Source organism: Streptomyces sp. NPDC107498 (assembly GCF_055582805.1).
The window spans coordinates 87,304-105,511 of record NZ_JBVJPE010000016.1 but is presented as its reverse complement, the minus strand read 5'-3'; the positions used below and the strand labels follow the sequence as shown (position 1 = coordinate 105,511).

The 18,208-nt window shown below is 72.6% G+C and carries 15 protein-coding genes; 6 read left to right on the top strand and 9 right to left on the bottom strand.

Annotated elements, in window-relative coordinates; genetic code table 11:
• Positions 1-3: 3 nt before the first annotated feature.
• From ACZ66Z_RS25995 to ACZ66Z_RS25980, 4 genes are read right to left on the bottom strand one after another with little or no spacing between them, the layout of a single operon-like run.
• Positions 4-1,488, bottom strand: a complete 1,485-nt coding sequence (locus tag ACZ66Z_RS25995; RefSeq protein ID WP_469937779.1) for a beta-N-acetylhexosaminidase — start codon at positions 1,486-1,488, stop codon at positions 4-6.
• Positions 1,489-1,497: 9 nt separating this feature from the next.
• Positions 1,498-2,331 (bottom strand): carbohydrate ABC transporter permease, encoded by an 834-nt coding sequence (locus tag ACZ66Z_RS25990; RefSeq protein WP_469937778.1) that lies wholly within the window; start codon positions 2,329-2,331, stop codon positions 1,498-1,500.
• Positions 2,328-3,311, bottom strand: coding sequence for a carbohydrate ABC transporter permease (locus ACZ66Z_RS25985; protein WP_469937777.1), 984 nt, complete (start codon positions 3,309-3,311; stop codon positions 2,328-2,330). The genes ACZ66Z_RS25990 and ACZ66Z_RS25985 overlap by 4 nt, the downstream gene beginning before the upstream one ends.
• Complete coding sequence (locus ACZ66Z_RS25980; RefSeq protein ID WP_469937776.1) at positions 3,308-4,567, bottom strand: extracellular solute-binding protein; 1,260 nt, start codon at positions 4,565-4,567, stop codon at positions 3,308-3,310. Before ACZ66Z_RS25980 ends, ACZ66Z_RS25985 begins: the two co-directional genes overlap by 4 nt.
• Positions 4,568-4,741: 174 nt before the next feature.
• On the opposite strand from ACZ66Z_RS25980, the gene ACZ66Z_RS25975 reads away from it, so the two are divergent.
• Both ACZ66Z_RS25975 and ACZ66Z_RS25970 read left to right on the top strand, forming a co-directional pair.
• Positions 4,742-5,509, top strand: a complete 768-nt coding sequence (locus tag ACZ66Z_RS25975; RefSeq protein WP_469937775.1) for a GntR family transcriptional regulator — start codon at positions 4,742-4,744, stop codon at positions 5,507-5,509.
• A gap of 35 nt (positions 5,510-5,544) precedes the next feature.
• Entirely contained in the window at positions 5,545-6,309 is a 765-nt protein-coding gene (locus tag ACZ66Z_RS25970) for a GntR family transcriptional regulator (protein ID WP_469937774.1), read from the top strand.
• A 255-nt stretch (positions 6,310-6,564) separates the two neighbouring features.
• Here ACZ66Z_RS25970 and ACZ66Z_RS25965 read toward each other — a convergent pair whose 3' ends face one another.
• The 4 genes from ACZ66Z_RS25965 to ACZ66Z_RS25950 form a co-directional block, all read right to left on the bottom strand.
• Positions 6,565-7,044, bottom strand: a complete 480-nt coding sequence (locus ACZ66Z_RS25965) for an MSMEG_6728 family protein (protein ID WP_469937773.1) — start codon at positions 7,042-7,044, stop codon at positions 6,565-6,567.
• Between the two features lie 126 nt (positions 7,045-7,170).
• Entirely contained in the window at positions 7,171-7,488 is a 318-nt protein-coding gene (locus ACZ66Z_RS25960) for a YkvA family protein (RefSeq protein WP_469937772.1), read from the bottom strand.
• Between the two features lie 220 nt (positions 7,489-7,708).
• Positions 7,709-8,908, bottom strand: coding sequence for an acyl-CoA dehydrogenase family protein (locus tag ACZ66Z_RS25955; RefSeq protein ID WP_469937771.1), 1,200 nt, complete (start codon positions 8,906-8,908; stop codon positions 7,709-7,711).
• A gap of 23 nt (positions 8,909-8,931) precedes the next feature.
• Positions 8,932-10,497, bottom strand: coding sequence for a class I adenylate-forming enzyme family protein (locus ACZ66Z_RS25950; protein WP_469937770.1), 1,566 nt, complete (start codon positions 10,495-10,497; stop codon positions 8,932-8,934).
• Positions 10,498-10,670: 173 nt separating this feature from the next.
• Between ACZ66Z_RS25950 and ACZ66Z_RS25945 the strand changes: the two genes are divergently transcribed.
• Positions 10,671-11,267 carry a TetR/AcrR family transcriptional regulator gene (locus ACZ66Z_RS25945; RefSeq protein ID WP_469937769.1) on the top strand — a complete coding sequence of 199 codons (597 nt, stop codon included), beginning with the start codon at positions 10,671-10,673 and terminating at the stop codon, positions 11,265-11,267.
• 48 nt (positions 11,268-11,315) lie between these two features.
• On the opposite strand, the gene ACZ66Z_RS25940 is transcribed toward ACZ66Z_RS25945, so the two are convergent.
• Complete coding sequence (locus tag ACZ66Z_RS25940) at positions 11,316-12,668, bottom strand: MFS transporter (RefSeq protein ID WP_469937768.1); 1,353 nt, start codon at positions 12,666-12,668, stop codon at positions 11,316-11,318.
• A 195-nt stretch (positions 12,669-12,863) separates the two neighbouring features.
• Here ACZ66Z_RS25940 and ACZ66Z_RS25935 point away from each other — a divergent pair, with 195 nt between their 5' ends.
• The 3 genes from ACZ66Z_RS25935 to ACZ66Z_RS25925 all read left to right on the top strand — a co-directional run bounded on the left by ACZ66Z_RS25935 (position 12,864) and on the right by ACZ66Z_RS25925 (position 18,160).
• The gene (locus ACZ66Z_RS25935; protein ID WP_469937767.1) at positions 12,864-14,051 is read left to right on the top strand and encodes a serine hydrolase domain-containing protein; all 1,188 of its coding nucleotides are present in this window, start codon (positions 12,864-12,866) and stop codon (positions 14,049-14,051) included.
• A gap of 176 nt (positions 14,052-14,227) precedes the next feature.
• Positions 14,228-16,462: an MMPL family transporter gene (locus ACZ66Z_RS25930; protein WP_469937766.1), complete on the top strand. Its 2,235-nt coding sequence runs from the start codon at positions 14,228-14,230 to the stop codon at positions 16,460-16,462.
• A 174-nt stretch (positions 16,463-16,636) separates the two neighbouring features.
• Positions 16,637-18,160 (top strand): streptophobe family protein, encoded by a 1,524-nt coding sequence (locus ACZ66Z_RS25925; RefSeq protein WP_469937765.1) that lies wholly within the window; start codon positions 16,637-16,639, stop codon positions 18,158-18,160.
• Positions 18,161-18,208: the final 48 nt, after the last annotated feature.

Here is an 18,208-nt window from a genome sequence, read left to right as displayed (position 1 = left end):
CGGTCACGGGGACACGGGGGAAAGACGGCGCGGCACCCCGAGGGCGTCGAGCCGGGTCCGGTGGTGGCGGAGGCGTTCCTGGAAGCCGGGCCAGTCGTGCCGGCCGGTCCAGACGACCTCGGCCAGCGCGCAGAGCCGGGGGAAGGTCAGGTACTCGGCGTGCGCGGCGGTGGGCACGTACTCGGTCCACAGCTGGACCTGGGAGCCGAGGACCCGGTCGGCTTCCTCGGGGCTCCAGTCGGCCGGTGCCGGGTCGTTGCCGTGGACGGCGCGCAGGTCGACGACCCGGCCCGTCTGGCCGGGCGGCTCGGCCGGGCTGGTGGACTGGGGGTAGTCGAGGTACGTGGTGCGGTGCGGTGCCATGACGACCTGGTGTCCGCGGCGGACCGCGGTGCGTCCGTGGTCGGCGTCGCGCCAGGGCATGACGGTGAAGTACGCGGGGAGGTCGGCGCCGTTCTCGGTCCAGCCGAGCGGCCTGCGGCCGGCGTCGAGGAGGTGGCGTCCGATCCGTTCCATGAACCAGCCGTGCAGGGCGTCCGGGCCGGACAGCCCTTCCTCGGCGGCCCGGCGGCGGGCGGCGGGGGAGGCGTGCCACTCGGTGGCGGGGCACTCCTCGCCGCCGACGTGGACGTACGGGGACGGGAAGACGTCCATCACCTCGTCCAGGACGGTGCGGCAGAAGGCGAGGGCCCCGTCGTGGACGCCGAGGACGGTGTCGCAGACGCCCCAGCGGTCCCAGACGTCATAGGCGCGGCCCGGGTGGTTGCCGAGCTCGGGGTAGGCGGCGAGGGCGGCGCGGACGTGGCCGGGCATCTCGATCTCGGGCACGACGGTGACCCCGCGCCCGGCCGCGTACGCGACCAGGCCGGTGAGCTCGGAGCGGGTGTACGCGCCGCCGTGCGGCAGGCCGCCGATCTCGGTGAGCCGGGGCAGGGCGCCGACGGGCATCCGCCAGCCCTGGTCGTCGGTGAGGTGGAGGTGGAGGACGTTGAGTTTGTGGAGGGCGAGGAGGTCGACGTACCGCCGGAGGAAGGAGACGGGGCGGAAGCGGCGGGCGACGTCGAGCATGGAGCCGCGCCAGGGGAAACGGGGGACGTCGGTGATCTGCGCGCAGGGGACCGACCAGGCGACGTCGGGCACCGGCTCCGGGTGGAGGGCTTCGACGGGCATGAGCTGGCGGAGGGTCTGGACGCCGGAGAGGAGGCCCTGGGGGCGGGCGGCCCGCAGCAGGATCCCCCCGGTGCCGACGGTCAGTCCGTACCCCTCGTCGCCGAGGCCCGTGAGGGCGCGGTCGAGGGCCAGGACGACGGAGCCGTCGGGGCGGGCGGGCAGGGGCAGCCCGGTGGCCGGCCCGAGGAGGGTGCGCAGCAGGTCGGCGGCGGCGTCGGCGCCGGGGGAGACCTTGAGCGCGGTCGTGGCGTCGAAGGTGAAGCGGCCCGGGAGGACCGAGAGGTGGGTGGGCTCGGGGACGAGGTGGGGCACGGGCATCGCGGTGCGTTATCCCTTCACGGCTCCGCCGGTCGTTCCGGCGGCGACCCGGCCCTGCAGGACCAGGAAGAGGACGAGGACGGGCAGGGCGAAGAGGGTGGAGGCGGCCATGGTGGCGCCCCAGTCGGTGCCGAAGACGTTGGAGAAGGACGAGAGCCAGACGGGCAGCGTGCGGTCGTCCTGGTTCTTGATGATCAGCATGTTGGCGAAGGCGAACTCGTTCCAGGCGGTGATGAAACCGAACAGCGAGGTGGCGAGGAGGCCCGGGGCGAGCAGGGGCAGGGTCACCCGGCGGAACGCGGCCGCGCGGGTGCAGCCGTCGACCTGCGCGGCCTCCTCGAGCTCCGCGGGCACACCCGCCAGGAAGGAGCGGAGGGTCACGACGGTGAAGGGCAGGGTGATCATGAAGTAGACCAGGCTGAGGGTCGCCAGCCGGTCGAGCAGGTCGGCGTCCCGGGCGATGACGTACATCGGGATCAACAGCGCTTCCCAGGGGGCCACCTGGGCGAGGAAGACCATGAGCAGGAAGCCCCGTCGGCCGTGCCAGCGCAGCCGTGCCACGGCGAAGGCGGCGGCGAGCGCCACCACCAGGGCGAGCAGGACGCACCCGGCGGTGACCAGCAGGCTGTTGCGCCAGAAGGCCCAGAAGCCGTCCGCCGCGACCGCGTTCCGGAAGTGCTCCAGGGTGACGGAACCGGGCAGGAAGCGCGGGGTCTCGGACTGGATGTCGCGGGTCGGACGGAAGGCGGTGAGGACCATCCAGTAGACCGGGAAGACGGTGAGGACGAAGACGAGCGTCGCCGCGGTGTTCAGCGGAAGCCGGCGCAGGGCGCGGGGTGTCACCGTTCGGCCTCCTGTCGGAGCAGCTGGCGGAAGTAGGCGATGAGCACGGCCACCAGGAGGAGGACGGTGAGGGTCGAGACGGCGGCACCGAGGTCGTACCGGTGCAGGGACTGCGCGACCCGGTAGGCGTAGACGGGCAGGGTGGTCGTCGCCTCGCCCGGACCGCCCTTGGTGACGGCCCAGATCTGGGCGAAGCAGCGGAAGACCCAGATGACTTCGAGGCAGAGGACCAGTCCGAAGACCGGTCTCAGCAGGGGCAGGGTGATCGACCGGAAGATCCGTCGCCCGTCGGCCCCGTCGAGCCTGGCCGACTCGTACAGTTCGGCCGGGACGGTGAGCAACGCCGAGTGGAGGGTGATCGCGACGAACGGCACCGACTGCCACACCACGAGCAGGACGAGGACCGTGAACGCGGCGGGACCGCCGGCCAGCCAGGAGTAGCCCTCGAAGGACGAGAACCCCAACCGGACGAGGACCCAGTTGACCACGCCCAGGCGGGACGCGAAGAGCCACTGGAAGACGGTGGTGGTGGCGATGACGGGACTGGCCCAGGCGAGGACGAGCCCGCTCGTCACCACGAACCGCATCCGCCGGCCGAGCCGCCGCATCATCAGGGCGACCAGAGTGCCGATCACCATGATCAGCGTGACGTTGACCAGGGTCCACCAGAGCGTGCGCCGGACCACCTCCCAGAACTCGGGATCGGCCAGCACCGTCCGGTAGTTGCGGAACCCCACGAAGCCGGCGCCCCCGCGGATGAGTTCGCCCATGCCGTACTCCTGGAAGGAGATCAGAAGGTTGCGCACCAGGGGGTAGCCGAGGAGGAGCGCGCCGCCGAGGACGGTGGGGGCGACCAGGAGATAGGGCCGGAGCGCCGGTCCGAGCGGCGGCCTCGCCCGTCGGGGCCCGGGTGGCGCGAGGGGGCGTTCCCGCGGAGCGATCCGCGGTGGGCGGGTGGCGAGCCGGCGGTCGTGACTCACGAGCCGAGCGTCCTGGTGATGCTCGCGGACGCGGTCGCCGCCGCGCGAGCGGGGTCGGTTCCGGTCAGGACGGCGGTCATGTACTGCTTGATCGGGTTGGTGGCCTCGACGGCGGCCCACTGCGGGGAGTTCGGCGTCGCACGGCCACGTGCCGCGCCCGCGGCCATGGCCGCCGTGCCCTCGTCGTCCTGGATCACGCGGGCGAGAGAGGTGCGGTTGGGGACGTAGCTCATCGTCTTGGCCATGTCCGTCTGCCACTTCTCGCCGGCCAGCGCCTTCACCACCCGGTAAGCGGCGTCGGGGTGGCCGGAGGCCTCCGGGACGACGAGGTCGGAACCGCCGGTGAAGACGGCGCCGGGCTGGGCCGCCGTCCGGCCGGGTACGGGGAAGAAGCCGAGCTTTCCCTTGAGGGCGGGATTGATCTCCTCGACGATCTTCGCCCCGCCGGGGACGGCGACGATCTGGGCGACGTCGCCCTTGGCGAAGACCTCCGCCTGCGGGGGCTTTGCCTCGTCGGAGTCCTTGGGGCCCTTCCCGAGAGCCTGGAGCCGTCGGTAGAAGTCCATGCCGGCGAGGGCCTGCGGGGTGTCGAGCGCGCCCTTCCACGTCGTGCCCTCCCGGACGGCGAGGTCGCCACCGGCCTCCCAGACGAAGCCGGAGAGCGTGTACCAGTTCTGGCCGGGGAGGTAGATGCCCTGGGTCCCGCCGCGGTTGAGCCCCGCGGTGACGGCGAGCCATTCGGCCTGGGTCTTCGGCGGGGCGGTGACCCCCGCCCGGGCGAAGAGGTCCTTGCGGTAGATGACGACGCGGTTGGCCGCGTACCAGGGGATGCCGTACTGCCGGCCGTCGACCTTGCCGGGTTCGGCGAGCCCGGGCAGCCAGTCGGCGCCGTTCAACTCGGCGGTTCTGGAGCTGAGATCGCGCACCCCTCCGCTCGCCGCGTACTGGGCGACCTGGGTGTTGCCGACCTCGATGACGTCCGGGGCGTCCTTGCTGGCGAGGGCGGCGGTGACCTTCTCGCCGATGCCGTCCCACTCCTGGATCTGGACGTCGAGGTCGATGTCCTCGTGCTCGGCCTCGAAACCCGTGCGGAAGCGGGTGAGGAAGGCGTCGGTGACGCTGTCCTTCATGATCCAGACGGTGACCTTCTGCGATCCGCCGGAGGCCGCCGGATCGCCGGGGCCGCCGCAGGCCGTGGTGGCGAGGGCGATGGCCGCCGCGAGGGCGACGGAGCCGGCGAGGGGACGAGTCTTCACGGGCACCTCGATGCATAGTTGACCAATTGGTTAAGTGGTCAGGTGTGTGACCAGAAGGTGGCACGGACCATGGAGGGCGTCAATCCCTTGGAAAACATGCGCTGTTCACCCGGTGACAGGTCAGTACATCCCGCTACTATCGGCCTTACCAGTTGACCAGTCAGGGAGAGTGGCATGAAGGACGGCTCCTCCGGCGGGGTGCTGAAGCGGGAGCGGGTACGGGAGCACCTCCTCGGCCTCGTCGAAGGCCTCGGCCCCGGCGACCCGATCCCCTCCGAGCGCACCCTCTGCGCCGGCCTGGGCGTCTCCCGGCCCACGCTGCGCGCCGCCGTCGACGAACTCGTCGCCACGGGCGCGCTGGTACGGGAGCACGGCCGCGGCACGTTCGTCGCCCCCGCCAAGATCACCCAGCGACTCGCCCCGGACGAGACGGCCTTCGCCGTACCCAGGGCCTCCGGCGATTGGTCCAGCACCGTCCTGGAGTCCGCCACCGTCCGGGCCGGCGCCCGCATCGGCCGCAGGCTCCGCCTCTCGCCCGCCGCCGAACTGCTCTACGTCGCACGCCTCCGCCTCGTCGACGGAGCACCCATGGCCATCGAGCACCTGCACATCCCGGCCGACCTGGTGGGCGCCGCGCTCAGCCCGGAGGAACTCGAAGCGGGCGACCTCTACGACCACCTGAGGGAGCACCACCGGGTGCACGTCAAGGAGGCCACCCAGTCGATCGAACCGACCGTCGTCAGCGAGGACGAGGCCGCACTCCTGGACGTCCCCGTCCTCTCGCCCGCGCTGCTGATCGAACGCCTCACCCTCGACACCGCCGGCCTGCCCGTCGAGTACGTCCACTCCGTCTACCGGGGGGACCGCTACCGCATCGTCTCCCGCCTCGACTTCACCCGCGACGGCCTGGTGACGTCCTCGACCGAAGGGGATGCATACTGACCGGCGGGCGGACGGCGCACCGGCGGGGGGACGGCATGGAACTGAAGCGGGCACGGGTACGGGAACACCTGCTGGCGGTGATCGACGGCCGCCGCCCCGGCGACGCCATCCCCTCCGAGCGGACCCTCTGCGCCACCCTGGAGGTCTCCCGGCCCACGCTGCGCGCCGCCGTCGACGAACTCGTCGCCACCGGACTGCTGGTACGGGAGCACGGCCGCGGCATGTTCGTCGCCCCCGCCAAGGTCACCCAGGAGCTCGTCGCCGACGACCACCCGGCGAGCGCTCCCCGCAGTCCCGGCGGCTGGACGAGCACGGTGCTCGAACTCCGCACCACACGGGCCGGGGCGCGGATCGGCCGCAAACTCGCGATCTCCCCGGCGGCGGAGCTGGTGCACGTGACCCGCCTCCGCCACGTCGACGGCGCGCCGATCGCCCTGGAACAGCTGCACGTCCCCGCCGACCTGGTCCCCGGACTCACCGCCGCCGACATGGAGGGCGGCTTCTACGCCCATCTGCGCGAACGGCGCGGCATCCGGACGGCCCACGCCGTCCAGTCCATCGAGCCGACCGTGCTCAGCGAGGAGGAGGCGGCCCTCCTGGAGGTGCCCGTCCTCTCGCCCGCCCTCCTCTTCGACCGGATCACCTCCGACACGAACGCCCGGCCGGTCGAGTACGTCCGCTCCCTCTACCGCGGCGACCGCTACCGCGTCGTCACCCGCCTCGCCCTCGACGACGGCGCGCCCGACCACCCGGCGGCGGACGCCACCCGGGGCGGGGCGTGGTGGGGAACGGTGGGGTGACCCCACCGCGCGGAGCAGCGGCACGGCATCGGAGGCGTCACGACAGCACCGCCCCCCCGGCGTCGCGGGAGGGCGTCCGGACGAACTGGGCGCGGGGGAAGCGCGCGATGATCTGCCGGCCCCGCCAGGACGCGGCGGCGGCCGGTTCCCCGGGGTCACGTCGCCCGCCTCGCTCCACTCCGCTTCGCCGCTCGCCCTCCCCGGCCTCTTGAGCCGTGACCGAGGCGTTCGCCCCGGTCTGCGAAGCCCCGGCCCTCACCTCGCTCCGCCGCCCTCCCGGTCGGACGCCGGCCAGAGGTAGGGAAGGTCGTCCGGTACGCCGGGGAAGTGGGGGCGGTAGTGCGCCGGGTCCTTGCGCAGCAGCGCGGACTGGTGACTGCGGTGGAAGGCGGGATCGCCGAGCCAGGGCGGCAACTCGCCCGCCGCCGCGAGCGCGCTCTGCTCGCGCACCTCGGCCGACGGGCGCCAGGCGCGGTAGTCGTCCATGAGGGTGACGGAGCAGGTGTCGGCACGGCCCTCGGCGGTCCAGGTGTCGCAGACGTCCAGGCCGTACCGCACCAGGGCCTCCTCGTACCCGGCCCACATCCGCACCGCGGGGTGCCGTCGCCACCCGTACGTCGGCACGGTCAGTCCCCGGAACACCTGAAGCGCCTCGACGCGCTGCTTGCCGAGGCGCCTCTGGTCCAGGACGACGGCCGAGGCGGAGAAGTTCGCATAGGGGAGAAATGTCTGCATGCATGCCTTTTTCCCGCCACGAGGCGCCCGCTCACCCGGGCGGCACCCCGGGCGGGAGGGGCCGAGGCGGCCAGGGGCGCCGGCGGGCCGTCTTCGACGGCCCGCCGGAGCCCCTGCCCCGATCCGTCAGCGGCGCCCCTTGCCCAGGCGCTCCCAGGCGCCCCCATCGGGATGCGCCCCGCTCCCGGCGGCTGCCGCGTGCAGCGCCCGCAGCGTGACCAGGAGCACGCCGACGTCGTCCAGATAGACCGGGTCCGGGATGAGGTCGATCGGCGAGATCGTATAGATCACCGCCGCCCAGAACAGGGCCTTGGACCGCAACGGGACACCGGCGTCCAGGAGCATCCTGCGAGTGCGGAACACGCGCACGAGCAGAACGGCCGCGGTGCCTGCCACCACGAGCGCGAGAACCACGGCCATGACGAGCCAGAGGGTGCTGTCCATGCCGCTCTCCTACCCCGTAACGGCTCCGGTCGCGCCGGGGCACGGGCAGACGGTGCGCGCCCCCTCCGGCGGTGCCGCGGCCCTTGACGGGTTCGGGCAGGGACGGCGGTGGTGCGCGGTGCGACGGCGGTGCGGACGCCGGCCGGCGCCTCGGAGCGGGCCCCGGGTCCACGAGGACGCGGCGGTCATGGCGGAGGACGCCTTCCGGTCGGTGTGCGGATCAGTGGTTGAAGGCCAGGAGCTTGGCGATGCCGTTGCGCTGGATCTCGGAGGTGCCGGTGAGGACGCGGAACATGCGGATCTTGCGGAAGAGGTACTCGATCTCGTTGCCTTGCGTGAGCCCCTCCTTGCCGTGGATCTGTACGGCTTCGTCGAGGATGCGGAAGGCCGACTCGGCGACGAACAGCTTGCACATGAGCGCTTCGGCGTGGACCTCGCGGCCCTCGTCCAGCGCCGCCAGCGCGTTGTACGTCATGGAGCGCGCGGCGTACAGCTCGGTGGCCATGTCGGCGATCTTGTGCTGGATCGCCTGGAGCATGAGCAGCGGCTGGCCCGCGACCTGCCGGGTCCGGGTCCGGTCCAGCGTCAGCTTGACGGCGCGGCGGGCGGCGCCGAGCACGGTGGGGCAGTGCAGGAGGCGGTTGCCGGTGACGCGGCCGAGCGCGATGCGCATGCCTTCGCCCTCCTCGCCGAGGAGGTTGGCGGCGGGGACGTGGCAGTCGTCCAGGACGACGTCGCTCTCGATGTGCTCGCCGGACATCGGGGTCGCCCCCTCCTCGACGCGGCAGCCGGGGCTGTCGAGGTCCACGAGGAACGCGGAGAACAGCGGCTTGTCGCCTTCCTCCTCGCCGGTGCCGGCCATGCGGGCGACGACGATCGCGAAGTCGGCGAAGGGGCCGGCCGAGGAGAACACCTTGTGTCCGGTGAGGCGGTAGCCGTCCCGGTCGTCGTCGCGGACGGCGACGGTGCGCATGGAGCGGACGTCGGAGCCGGCGTCGGTCTCGGTGAGGGAGAAGCAGCAGGCCCGCTCGCCGCGGACCAGCGGCAGCAGGTACGTCTTCAGCTGGTGCTCGGTGGCGTGCTTGAGGATGTCGCCGGCGCGGAGCGGCCCGCCCATGTCGCCCAGGACGCTGTGGGACAGGACGCGCCCGCTGGCGCCCACCTCCTCCTTCAGGGCGGCGAGCTGGGTGTACGTGAGGTTCCGGCCGCCGTACTCCTCGGGCAGGTGGATCCCGTAGAAGCCGAGTTCGCGGCTGCGGCGCCAGACCGGTTCGAGGTCGGCGCGGGTGAGGCGGGTGGCGGGCGTGATGCCGCGCTCGCGTTCGTGGTCGGCGAGCTCGCCGTCGAGGTAGTCGCGCAGGCGCTCGACCAGTTCGGCGGTGCGCGGGTCGTCGTAGGTGGGGCGGAGGGAGAAGGTCACCGGGGACTCCGTTGATCAGTGGGTCAGTTGACGCGGCGGGCGGCGTTCGCCCAGTACGGTTCGCGGACGGCCTTGCGGTCGAGCTTGCCGTTGCGGTTGTGGGGGAGCCCGGTCACGAAGTCGACGGAGCGGGGCTTCTTGAGGCGGTCGAGCCGGTCCGCGCAGAAGGCGATCAGCTCGTCGGGCGTGACGATCCTGTCGGGGTGGATCACCACGACCGCCTTGACGGCCTCGCCCCACCGCTCGTCGGGCACGCCGACGACGCACGCCTCCTGGACGGCCGGATGCTCGTACAGGGCGGCCTCGACCTCGGTGCAGTAGATGTTGAAGCCGCCCGAGATGATCATGTCCTTCTTGCGGTCGACGAGGAACAGATAGCCGTCCTCCCGCATCCACGCCAGGTCACCGGTGTGGACCCAGCCGTCGCGGAAGGTCTCGGCCGACAGCTCAGGTTCCTTCCAGTACGCGCGCACGCAGTCGGGGCCGCGCACGATGACCTCGCCGACCTCGCGCGGGGCGAGCTCACGGCCCGCCTCGTCGACGACGCGTATCTCGGTGTCGTACGTGGCCCGCCCGCACGACTGCAGCAGCTCGGCGTCCTCCTTCACCGCGTGCGCGATCTCCTCGCCGGTCAGGCCCGCCACCACGCTGGTGGTCTCACCGAGGCCGTAGCCCTGGGCGACGACAGGTCCGAAGAACCCGACCGCGTCGCGCAGGCGCTGCGGCGAGATGGGCGCGCCGCCGATCCGCACGCTCGTCAGGGAGGAGAGGTCGTACCGTTCGGCCTCCGGGTGGGCGAGGACCGTGTTCACCATGGCCGGCACCAGGAAGGTGGTGGTGATGCGTTCCTTCTCCACGGTCTCCAGGAAGCTCTGCGGGCTCCACGTGGGCAGGACGTATGTGGTCGAGCCGCCGAACACGCCGGCCAGCAGACCCATGCCGGTGGCGTGGGTGATGGGGCCGCAGGCCAGGTAGCGGGTCCCGGGCCGGGGTCGGGACTCGTCGGCCATGAGCAGCTTGCGCATGTTCGCGAGACGGTTGCCGACCGTCTGGACCGCCGCCTTCAGGGCCCCGGTGGAGCCGGAGGTGAAGTTCAGGACGCACGGCTCCGACTCGTCGACCTCGACGAGGAACGGTGCCTCGTCCCCCTCGGCGAGCAGCGCGTCGTAGGACACCTCGCCCGGACCGGCCGCGTGCGAGGCGTCGAGCGGGACGGGCAGGCAGTCGGTGCCGGCGGCGGAGATCGCGGCGAGCGCGTCCTCGCGGTGGGCCGCGTCGAAGACCAGGGCCCGTACGGGGGCGTAGCGCAGGATGTGCTCGATCTCGCCGCGCCCGAGCCGGGCATTGATCGGAGCGCGCGTCAACCCCGCCTTGCAGAGGGCGAATTCGACCTCCACCAGTTCACCGCGGTTCCACGCGAGCGACGCCACGGCGTCACCGGGCCCCAGCCCCCGGGCGGACAGGGCGGAGGCGAGGCGGTCGGTCGCGCGGTCGAGTTCGGAGAAGGTCCAGGACCGTTCGCCGCACACGAGGGCGGGAGCCTGGGGCCAGTAGCGGGCGCTGCGCGACAGATAGGTGCCGAGGTTCATCAGGTGACCTGCTTCCGGGCGGAAGGGGAAAGGAGTGCCGGGGCGGCACGGCGACCGACCCGCAGAGTAATTGAACTATCTGATCAATTACAGACAGCTTGTTCAGTAACGTGTGAGGTGTCAAGAGTCCCTAGACTGGGCACGCACGCGGAGCGACGATCGAGGAGGGGCCGATGGCCGAGGACAGACGGACGAGGCGGTCACGCCGTGCCCTGGGGGCCGCCTTGGTCGAGCTGGTCCTGGAGCGCGGTTTCACCGCGCTGACGGTGGAGGACATCACCGAGCGGGCGGACGTGGCGCGCGCCACCTTCTACGCCCACTTCCGCGACAAGGAGGACCTGTTCGCCCGTGTGACGGCCGATCTGCTGGACGAGCTCGGCGAGCGGCTCGCCCCCGCCGTCGCGGACAGCGCCGTCGGCTTCACGGGCAAGCCGGTCCTGGAGATGCTGCGGCACGCGCGCGAGGAGCGCGACCTGTACCGGATCGTCCTGCGCGGCGACGGCGACGGCAAACCGCTGCAGATGTTCACGGAAGCCTGCGCACGGGCCACCGCGGACGAGTTCCGGGCCCGTGCGGAGCGCAACGCCGTTCAGCCGCGCATCGATCCCGAACTGCTCGCCCGGGTGTGGGTGGGCGAGCAGATCGCCGTGCTCCGCTGGTGGGTCGAGCAGGAATCGCCGTCCCTGCCCGCCGAGGAGGTCGTGCGCATGCTCCTCGACCTGGCGCTGCACGGACGGTACTGGGCCAGCGGCTTCGAACAGCCGGCCTGAACCGCGCGGCGGGCGCCGCGCAGTCGTCCGCCGGGCTGCCCACCCGCCTCACCGCACGGGACCGGCCGCGGCGGTCGGAACCAGTCGCCGTGCGTCGTGCTCCGGCCGGATGGCGACCAGCGCCACGAGCCCGCAGGTCGCCATGACGACGGCGGACAGGAGGAACGATCGGGTGTATCCGGCGCTCTGCGAAGAAGCGGAGTCCAAGAGGCGCCCGGTCAGGTACGGGGCGATCAGCCCGGGCAGGGTGCCCGTCGCCGCCACGATGCCGAAGACCGCCCCGCGCTGGAGCGGGGGCACCACGGCGGAGGCCGTCATGTAGTGCAGGGGGAACGCGATGGCGTGCCCGCCGAACGCCAGGGCGAGCAGCGACAACCGGGCCCCGCCCTCCGCGAACGGGAAGGCGGCCATGGCCGTCGCCGCGACGGTGACGGCGATGCCCTGGGGGGCGCCGCTGGACCACCGGCGTGAGAGGCCGCGCCGGTGCAGGAGGTCGAGGAGCGGGGGCACCGACAGCAGCAGGACGAGGCTGAACGCGGAGACGACGCTGATGAGTGTGGCCGCCGTACCGGGCGTCATGTCGAGTTGCGTACGCAGGTAGACGGGCAGCCAGGCGTGACTCAACGCCATCGCCCAGGAGGCGCCGAACGCACCGGCGATGCTCCCGAGCACCGTGCCGTTCAGCAGCAGGCGCCGGTACGGGAGTCGCTGCCCGGCGGAAGGGCCGTGCGCGGTGCCGACGGACGGGCGGGCACCTCGGGCGCGCTCCTCGTCGTACGGGCCGTCGTGCCCCGTCCGCCACCACACCAGGCTCCACGCCAGGCTCGCCGTCGCGAGCGCCGCGCACGCGGAGCGCCAGCCGAAGTCGGTGATCAGCCACGTCAGGACCGGTGCCGCGATCAGCGTGCCCAGCGCGGCACCGCTGATCTGCAGGGCGGACGGCAGGCCGCGCCGGCCCTCCGGGAACCACTTGTACAGGGCGTGCATCGACATCGAAGCCGCCGGTCCTTCGGCGGCACCGAGCAGCACGCGCCCCGCGATCAGGGCCGGTACCGACGCCACGAACAGCACCGGCAGCTGGGCCACCGCCCACAGGGCCGCCATCGCGAAGAGCAGGAACCTGCTGGAGACCCTCGCGGAGAGGAAGCCGACGATCAGCCCGGACAGGCTGAACAGCAGCGCGAACGAACTGGAGACCAACCCGTACGTGCTGTTGCTGATGTCCAGCTCGTCCATGATCGGCACGGCCGCGAGTCCCAGGACGGCCTTGTCCGCGTAGTTGATGAGCATGAACGTCACGATCAGCGCGGCGATCAGCCAGGACCGCCGCCGGTCGAACACCGGGTGCGGTGGCGCTCCGGCGGTCTCGCGGAGCGGTGCGGGCGGGGACGGTTCGACCACGGGGAACTCCTGCGGCTCGGCGGGAAGGGCGCGGAGGCGGTGCGAACGGGCCGATCCGGTGGGGCGGTCGACGGTTCACGCGGAAACGCGCACGGCAGGCATGTGGCGATCGACATCGGGTCTGTCGCCTGCTGTTGAACAGGTTGTACGTTAACGGCTCACTTGTTCAAGACCTCTGCGGTACGGAGTATCCCCATGACCGACCTGCCCCGACTCGGTGATCTCTCGTGGACCCGCGGCTACACGGACCCCGCCTGGATCCGCCGCTTCACGTCCGCGGGCCGCGAGCTCACCCCGAGCCGCCGCGTGTGGCGCGGCTCTGAGCCCGCCCGCCCCCTGTTCGCCCGGCCTGAGGACCTCGACGCACTCGACATCGAGCTCGGCGGCACCACGTTCGGGCTGGAGGACCTGTTCGCGGCGGCCCGGACGGACGCGTTCCTCGTGATGCACCGCGGCGCCGTCGTCCACGAGACCTACCGGCACGGCACCGAGGCACACACCCCGCACTTCAACGCCTCGGCGGCCAAGTCCTACATCGGCCTGATGGTGGCGACCCTGGCGCACCAGGGCCACCTGGACCGCTCGGCCCCGGCATCCGCCCACGTCCCCGAGCTCACCGGTACGGCCTTCGGCGACGCCACGATCGAGGACCTGCTGCACATGGGCACCCAGGTCAGCTACGCGGGCCGGCCCTTCGACAAGGCGATCGAGGCGCAGCGGTACTTCGCCGTCATCGCCCCGCAGCTACGGCCCTACGGCTACAACGGCCCGACGACCATCCGCGAACACCTCCTGACCGCCCGCGCCACCGGCCGGCCGGGCACCGGGTTCCGCTACGAGAACGGCAACGTCGAGACGCTGGCCGAGGTCCTGCGCCGGATCACCGGCCTGACCACCTCCGCGCTGCTGAGCGAGATGATCTGGTCGAAGATCGGCGCGGAGGAGGACGCCTACTACATCCTCGACGGCGACGGCGTCGAGGCGGCGTGCGGCGGCTTCAGCGCCACGGCGCGCGACGTCGCCCGGCTCGGCGAGATGCTCCGCTGCGGCGGGGCCGTCGGCGACCGGCAGGTCGTTCCCGAGGAGGTGGCGACGACGATCACCAGCGGCGTCCCCGACGGCTGTCCCCGGCGCGTACGGTTCCCCGCCGCGCCGCCCGACTCGCCGGCCACGCTCTCGTACCACGACCTGTGGTGGGTCCCCAACGACCCGTACGGCTCCTACCTGGCCAGCGGCATCCACGGCCAGCGGCTCTTCGTCTCACCAGGCCTCGACCTCGTCGCCGTCCACTTCGGCTCGCAGGTCGTCTCCCCGGACGTGCCGGTCGCCCCGCTCGTCCAGGCGTTCCTGCGGATCGGGACCCACCTCGAAGCGACTCGGTGAACTTCCTGTGAATCGGGCCGCGGTGACGGTGGCCCTGCCGGAGTTCCGGGCCTCATCCCCGAGGTGGGGCCCGGAACTCTCAGGAAGTTCCCAGGATCTCTCCGGAGGCGATCAGGAGAGGCTGACAGCGTTCGGCACCTGTTCCGGTACACCTCGACCGACGTGGAGCGTCTGCTGTGGCCACATTCCTTTCCCGGCTGGGCCGGTTCTCCTTCCGGAGGCGTCGGCTGGTCGCGTCGCTGTGGGTGGTACTGCTCGTGGGGACGGGGGTGACGGCAGGGAGGGCGCCCGCCCCGCCGCCCAACGACTTCTCGATGCCCGGCACCGAGGCGCAGCAGGCCTACGACCTCCTGGCGGCGGACTTCCCCCAGCTGAACGCCGACGGCGCGACGGCCCGGGTCGTGTTCCGGGCGGAGGACGGCAGGATCACCGCCCCGGAGGCGAAGAGGGCCGTCCAGGAGACGGTCCGGGAACTCGGCGGCGATCCGCAGGTCAAGCGGGTCACCGACCCGTACGCCACCCGGTCGGTGAGCGTTGACGGCTCCACGGCCTACGCCCAGGTCTCCTACGAAGTACCCGCCTCGGAGCTGGAGGAGAGCTCGCGCACCGCGCTGCAGGAGACGGTGGAAAAGGCGGGCTCGACGGAACTGCGGGTCGAGGTCGGCGGCAATGCCGTCAACGCGGTCGCCGGCGGTCGTTCCTCCGAGGCCCTGGGCCTGGCGGTGGCCGCCGTGGTGCTCGTCATCACCTTCGGCGCACTGCTCGCGGCCGGGCTTCCGCTGCTCACCGCCCTTCTCGGCGTGGGCATCGGCGGCCTGGCGATCAAGGTGCTGGCGGAGCCGCTCGGGCTCGGCTCGACCACGAGCGGTCTCGCCACCATGATCGGCCTCGCGGTCGGCATCGACTACGCCCTGTTCGTGGTCTCCCGCTACCGTGCCGAGCTCGCCCGTGGCCGCAGCCGCGAGGAGGCGGCCGGGCACGCGGTCGGCACCGCGGGATCGGCGGTCGTGTTCGCGGGGCTGACCGTGGTCATCGCCCTCGCGGGGCTGGCTGTGGTGGGCATTCCGCTGCTCACGCAGATGGGCCTGGCCGCGGCCGGCACGGTCGTCGTCGCGGTGCTCATCGCCGTCACGCTGATCCCCGCGCTGCTCGGGATCTGCGGCCGCCGGATCGCTCCGCCCCGCGCGAAGCGGCGTCGAGGCGAGGACGAGAGCCCGAAGCCGTCCATGGGCGTGCGCTGGGCCCGCTTCGTCGTCCGGCGGCCGGTCGCCGTCCTCCTGGGCGGCATCACCCTGCTCGGTGTGATCGCCGTGCCGGCGGCGTCACTGGAGACGGGGCTGCCGGGCGACGAGAGCAAGCCCGCCTCGACGACGCAGCGCCGCGCGTACGACCTGGTCGCCGACGGCTTCGGCCCCGGCTACAACGGCCCGCTCACCGTGGTCGTCCAGGCCGACGGCGGCAGCAGCGCCAAGGCCACCGCCCAGAGCGTGGCCGAGGACATCCGCGGCAGGAAGGACGTCGCCGCCGTCGGACAGCCGAGGCTGAGCGAGGACGGCGACACCGCCGTCCTCGACGTCGTCCCGGCGACCCCGCCGTCGAGCGCCGAGACGGCCGACCTCGTGCACGCGCTGCGCGACCCGGCACTCGCGAGCGACAACGACGCCCACGTCCTGGTCGCCGGATCGACGGCGATGAACGTGGACGTCTCGCAGAAGCTGTCCGACGCACTGCTCCCTTACCTGGGACTCGTGGTCGGCCTGGCGTTCCTGCTGCTCATCGCCGTCTTCCGCTCCCTCCTCGTCCCGCTCAAGGCAGCCCTGGGCTTCCTGCTCTCCGTCCTCGCCGGCCTCGGCGCGGTGGTCGCGGTGTTCCAGTGGGGCTGGCTGTCCTCGGTCCTCGGAGTCGCGGTACCGGGGCCGGTGATGTCGATGATGCCGATCTTCATGGTGGGCGTGGTCTTCGGACTCGCCATGGACTACGAGGTGTTCCTCGTGACGCGGATGCGCGAGGCGTACGTCCACGGGCAGTCGCCGAAGGACTCCGTGGTCAGCGGATTCGGGCACAGCGCGCGCGTGGTGACCGCGGCGGCCGTGATCATGATCTCGGTGTTCGCGTCCTTCATGGGCAGCGACGAGCAGATGCTCAGGACCATCGGCTTCGGTCTCGCCGCCGCCGTCCTCTTCGACGCCTTCGTCGTCCGCATGGCGCTCGTCCCGGCGGTCCTCGCCCTGCTCGGCCGGCGTGCGTGGCGGCTGCCCCGCCGGCTGGACCGGCTCGTGCCCGACCTGGACGTCGAGGGCGAGCGACTCGAACGGGACCGGGCGGACCCCACGGGTCCAGGCATCGACGCGGCATCCGACGGCGGCCGGGACCTGGCCGTCGAAACCACGGGAAGCGGCAGCGGCCACTGAGCCCGCGCCCCTGAGCGGGGCTCGTACGCCTCGATCCCGCATCCGCGTCCGCGTCCATGCGCTCGCGTCCACGCGCCCGCGTCGACGTGCCCGTGTCCACGGGGCGGCGACCCCCTCCCGCCGCCCCGTGCCCCACTCCCGTACCCCGTCATCTCGTACACAGGAGCCCGCCCCGTGTCCTCCGCCCCGCCGTTCCCCCGCCCACCCGGCTCGCCCTGGCGCCACGCCCTCGAAGGAGCCCTCTCCGTCGCGACCGCCGTCCTGGCGATGACAGCTGCCGCGTCGGCGGCACTGACCGTGCTCGGCGCCGGAACGATCGCCCCCGTCTCCCGTCTCGTCCCGACGATGGTGAGCATGGCCGTCGGGGGCCGCGTCACCGTGGAATCAGTGCCCTCCGCCGAGTCCGCCGACGGCGGCGGACTCGATGGAGGCCTCGGCGGGCTGCTCGGGGGACCGGGCGGCGGCGGTGGGGGCCTGAGCCTCGGCCTGACCGGTGAGGCGGCGGTGACGCCCCTGATGCTGACGTTCCTCGGCACGGCCGTCCTGGCGATCGGCTTCTTCCGGCCCCTGCGCCGACGGCAGCGGCCCACCCCGGCGCTGCTGTGGGCCCGGTGCGGCGGCGCGCTGGCGACCTCGGCAGTGGTCCTCCCGATCCTGGCCGGCGTGGCCCAGGGCACGGCCCGGCTGCCGGAGAGCGTGACGGAGCGCTTCGGGAAGGGCGCCTCGTCCGGAGCGTCGAGCCGGTTCGGGGGCGGCGGGGGCGGGGGCCTCACCAAGAACCTGTCGTCGGTGATGTTCGAGACCGACACCGCGGCGACCGTCTTCTTCGGCCTGCTGGGGGTCGGCGCCGTCCTCGCCCTCGGCTGCCTCGCCACCCGCCGTACGACCCTGCCGCGTCCGGTCGCCCTCAGCCGCCTGCGCCTGAAGTGGAACGCCGTCACCTCCACCCTGACCGGAATCGCTGCCGTGCTGTGCTGTTCCACCCTGGTCCTCGCGTTCCCGGCCGGGGCCGCGGCCCTGACCGGCCGGGACCAGGCGGCCAAGGCGGCGGGCCTGCTGCTGCTCCTCGGCCCCAACCTGATCGCCGTCCTGCTCACCGCCGGCCTCGGCACCTCCTGGCAGGCGGGCATGCACCGACTGCAGCCCGAGGGCGGCGGGATGCTCGGCATGCTCGGCGGCGCGGGCGCGGCCCAGGGCGACACGGCGGGCTCGGACAGGTCCATCGACCTCGGAGGCTGGTCGGGCGCCGGGATGCCGCTGTGGCTGATCGCCATGGTCCTCATGCTGTTCCTCCTGGTGATCGCCGGGTACGTGGCCTCCGCCCGGACTCCGGCTCGCACCCCGCGCGAGGCCTCCGAGGCACTGCTCGACCGTCACGCGGAGATCGCCCTGCGCACGGGCGTCGTGGTGGGCGTCTCGGCACTGCTGCTTCCCCTGCTCGCGCAGGGGTCGGTACGGATCGGCATCAGTCTCATGGGCAACGAGATGGGCGGCATGACCGGGGGACTGGACGGAGGGACGGGACTGTCCGCACTGACCGGCTTCGTCCTGGCTGCCCTCGCCTCGTACGCCGGCAGCCGCCTGCGCAGCCGACGGGCCCGGCGTTCGGGCCCCACCCCGCAGCGGCGCGGCACCACGGGCGGCCGCTCGTCCGCCGCCCGACCCGCCCGCCGCGTCCCGTCGGACACGGTGTCGTGAGCTCCGTGTGATCTCCTGAGAAGGCCCCTGTCAGCCCAGTCCCCAGTC

What these genes read in the sequence shown, in the direction of transcription:
- ACZ66Z_RS25965 (WP_469937773.1), bottom strand. Translation starts at nt 7,044, where the DNA reads ATGCAGACATTTCTCCCCTATGCGAACTTCTCCGCCTCGGCCGTCGTC.
- ACZ66Z_RS25960 (WP_469937772.1), bottom strand. Translation starts at nt 7,488, where the DNA reads ATGGACAGCACCCTCTGGCTCGTCATGGCCGTGGTTCTCGCGCTCGTG.
- ACZ66Z_RS25950 (WP_469937770.1), bottom strand. Translation starts at nt 10,497, where the DNA reads ATGAACCTCGGCACCTATCTGTCGCGCAGCGCCCGCTACTGGCCCCAG.
- ACZ66Z_RS25995 (WP_469937779.1), bottom strand. Translation starts at nt 1,488, where the DNA reads ATGCCCGTGCCCCACCTCGTCCCCGAGCCCACCCACCTCTCGGTCCTC.
- ACZ66Z_RS25970 (WP_469937774.1), top strand. Translation starts at nt 5,545, where the DNA reads ATGGAACTGAAGCGGGCACGGGTACGGGAACACCTGCTGGCGGTGATC.
- ACZ66Z_RS25945 (WP_469937769.1), top strand. Translation starts at nt 10,671, where the DNA reads ATGGCCGAGGACAGACGGACGAGGCGGTCACGCCGTGCCCTGGGGGCC.
- ACZ66Z_RS25975 (WP_469937775.1), top strand. Translation starts at nt 4,742, where the DNA reads ATGAAGGACGGCTCCTCCGGCGGGGTGCTGAAGCGGGAGCGGGTACGG.
- ACZ66Z_RS25935 (WP_469937767.1), top strand. Translation starts at nt 12,864, where the DNA reads ATGACCGACCTGCCCCGACTCGGTGATCTCTCGTGGACCCGCGGCTAC.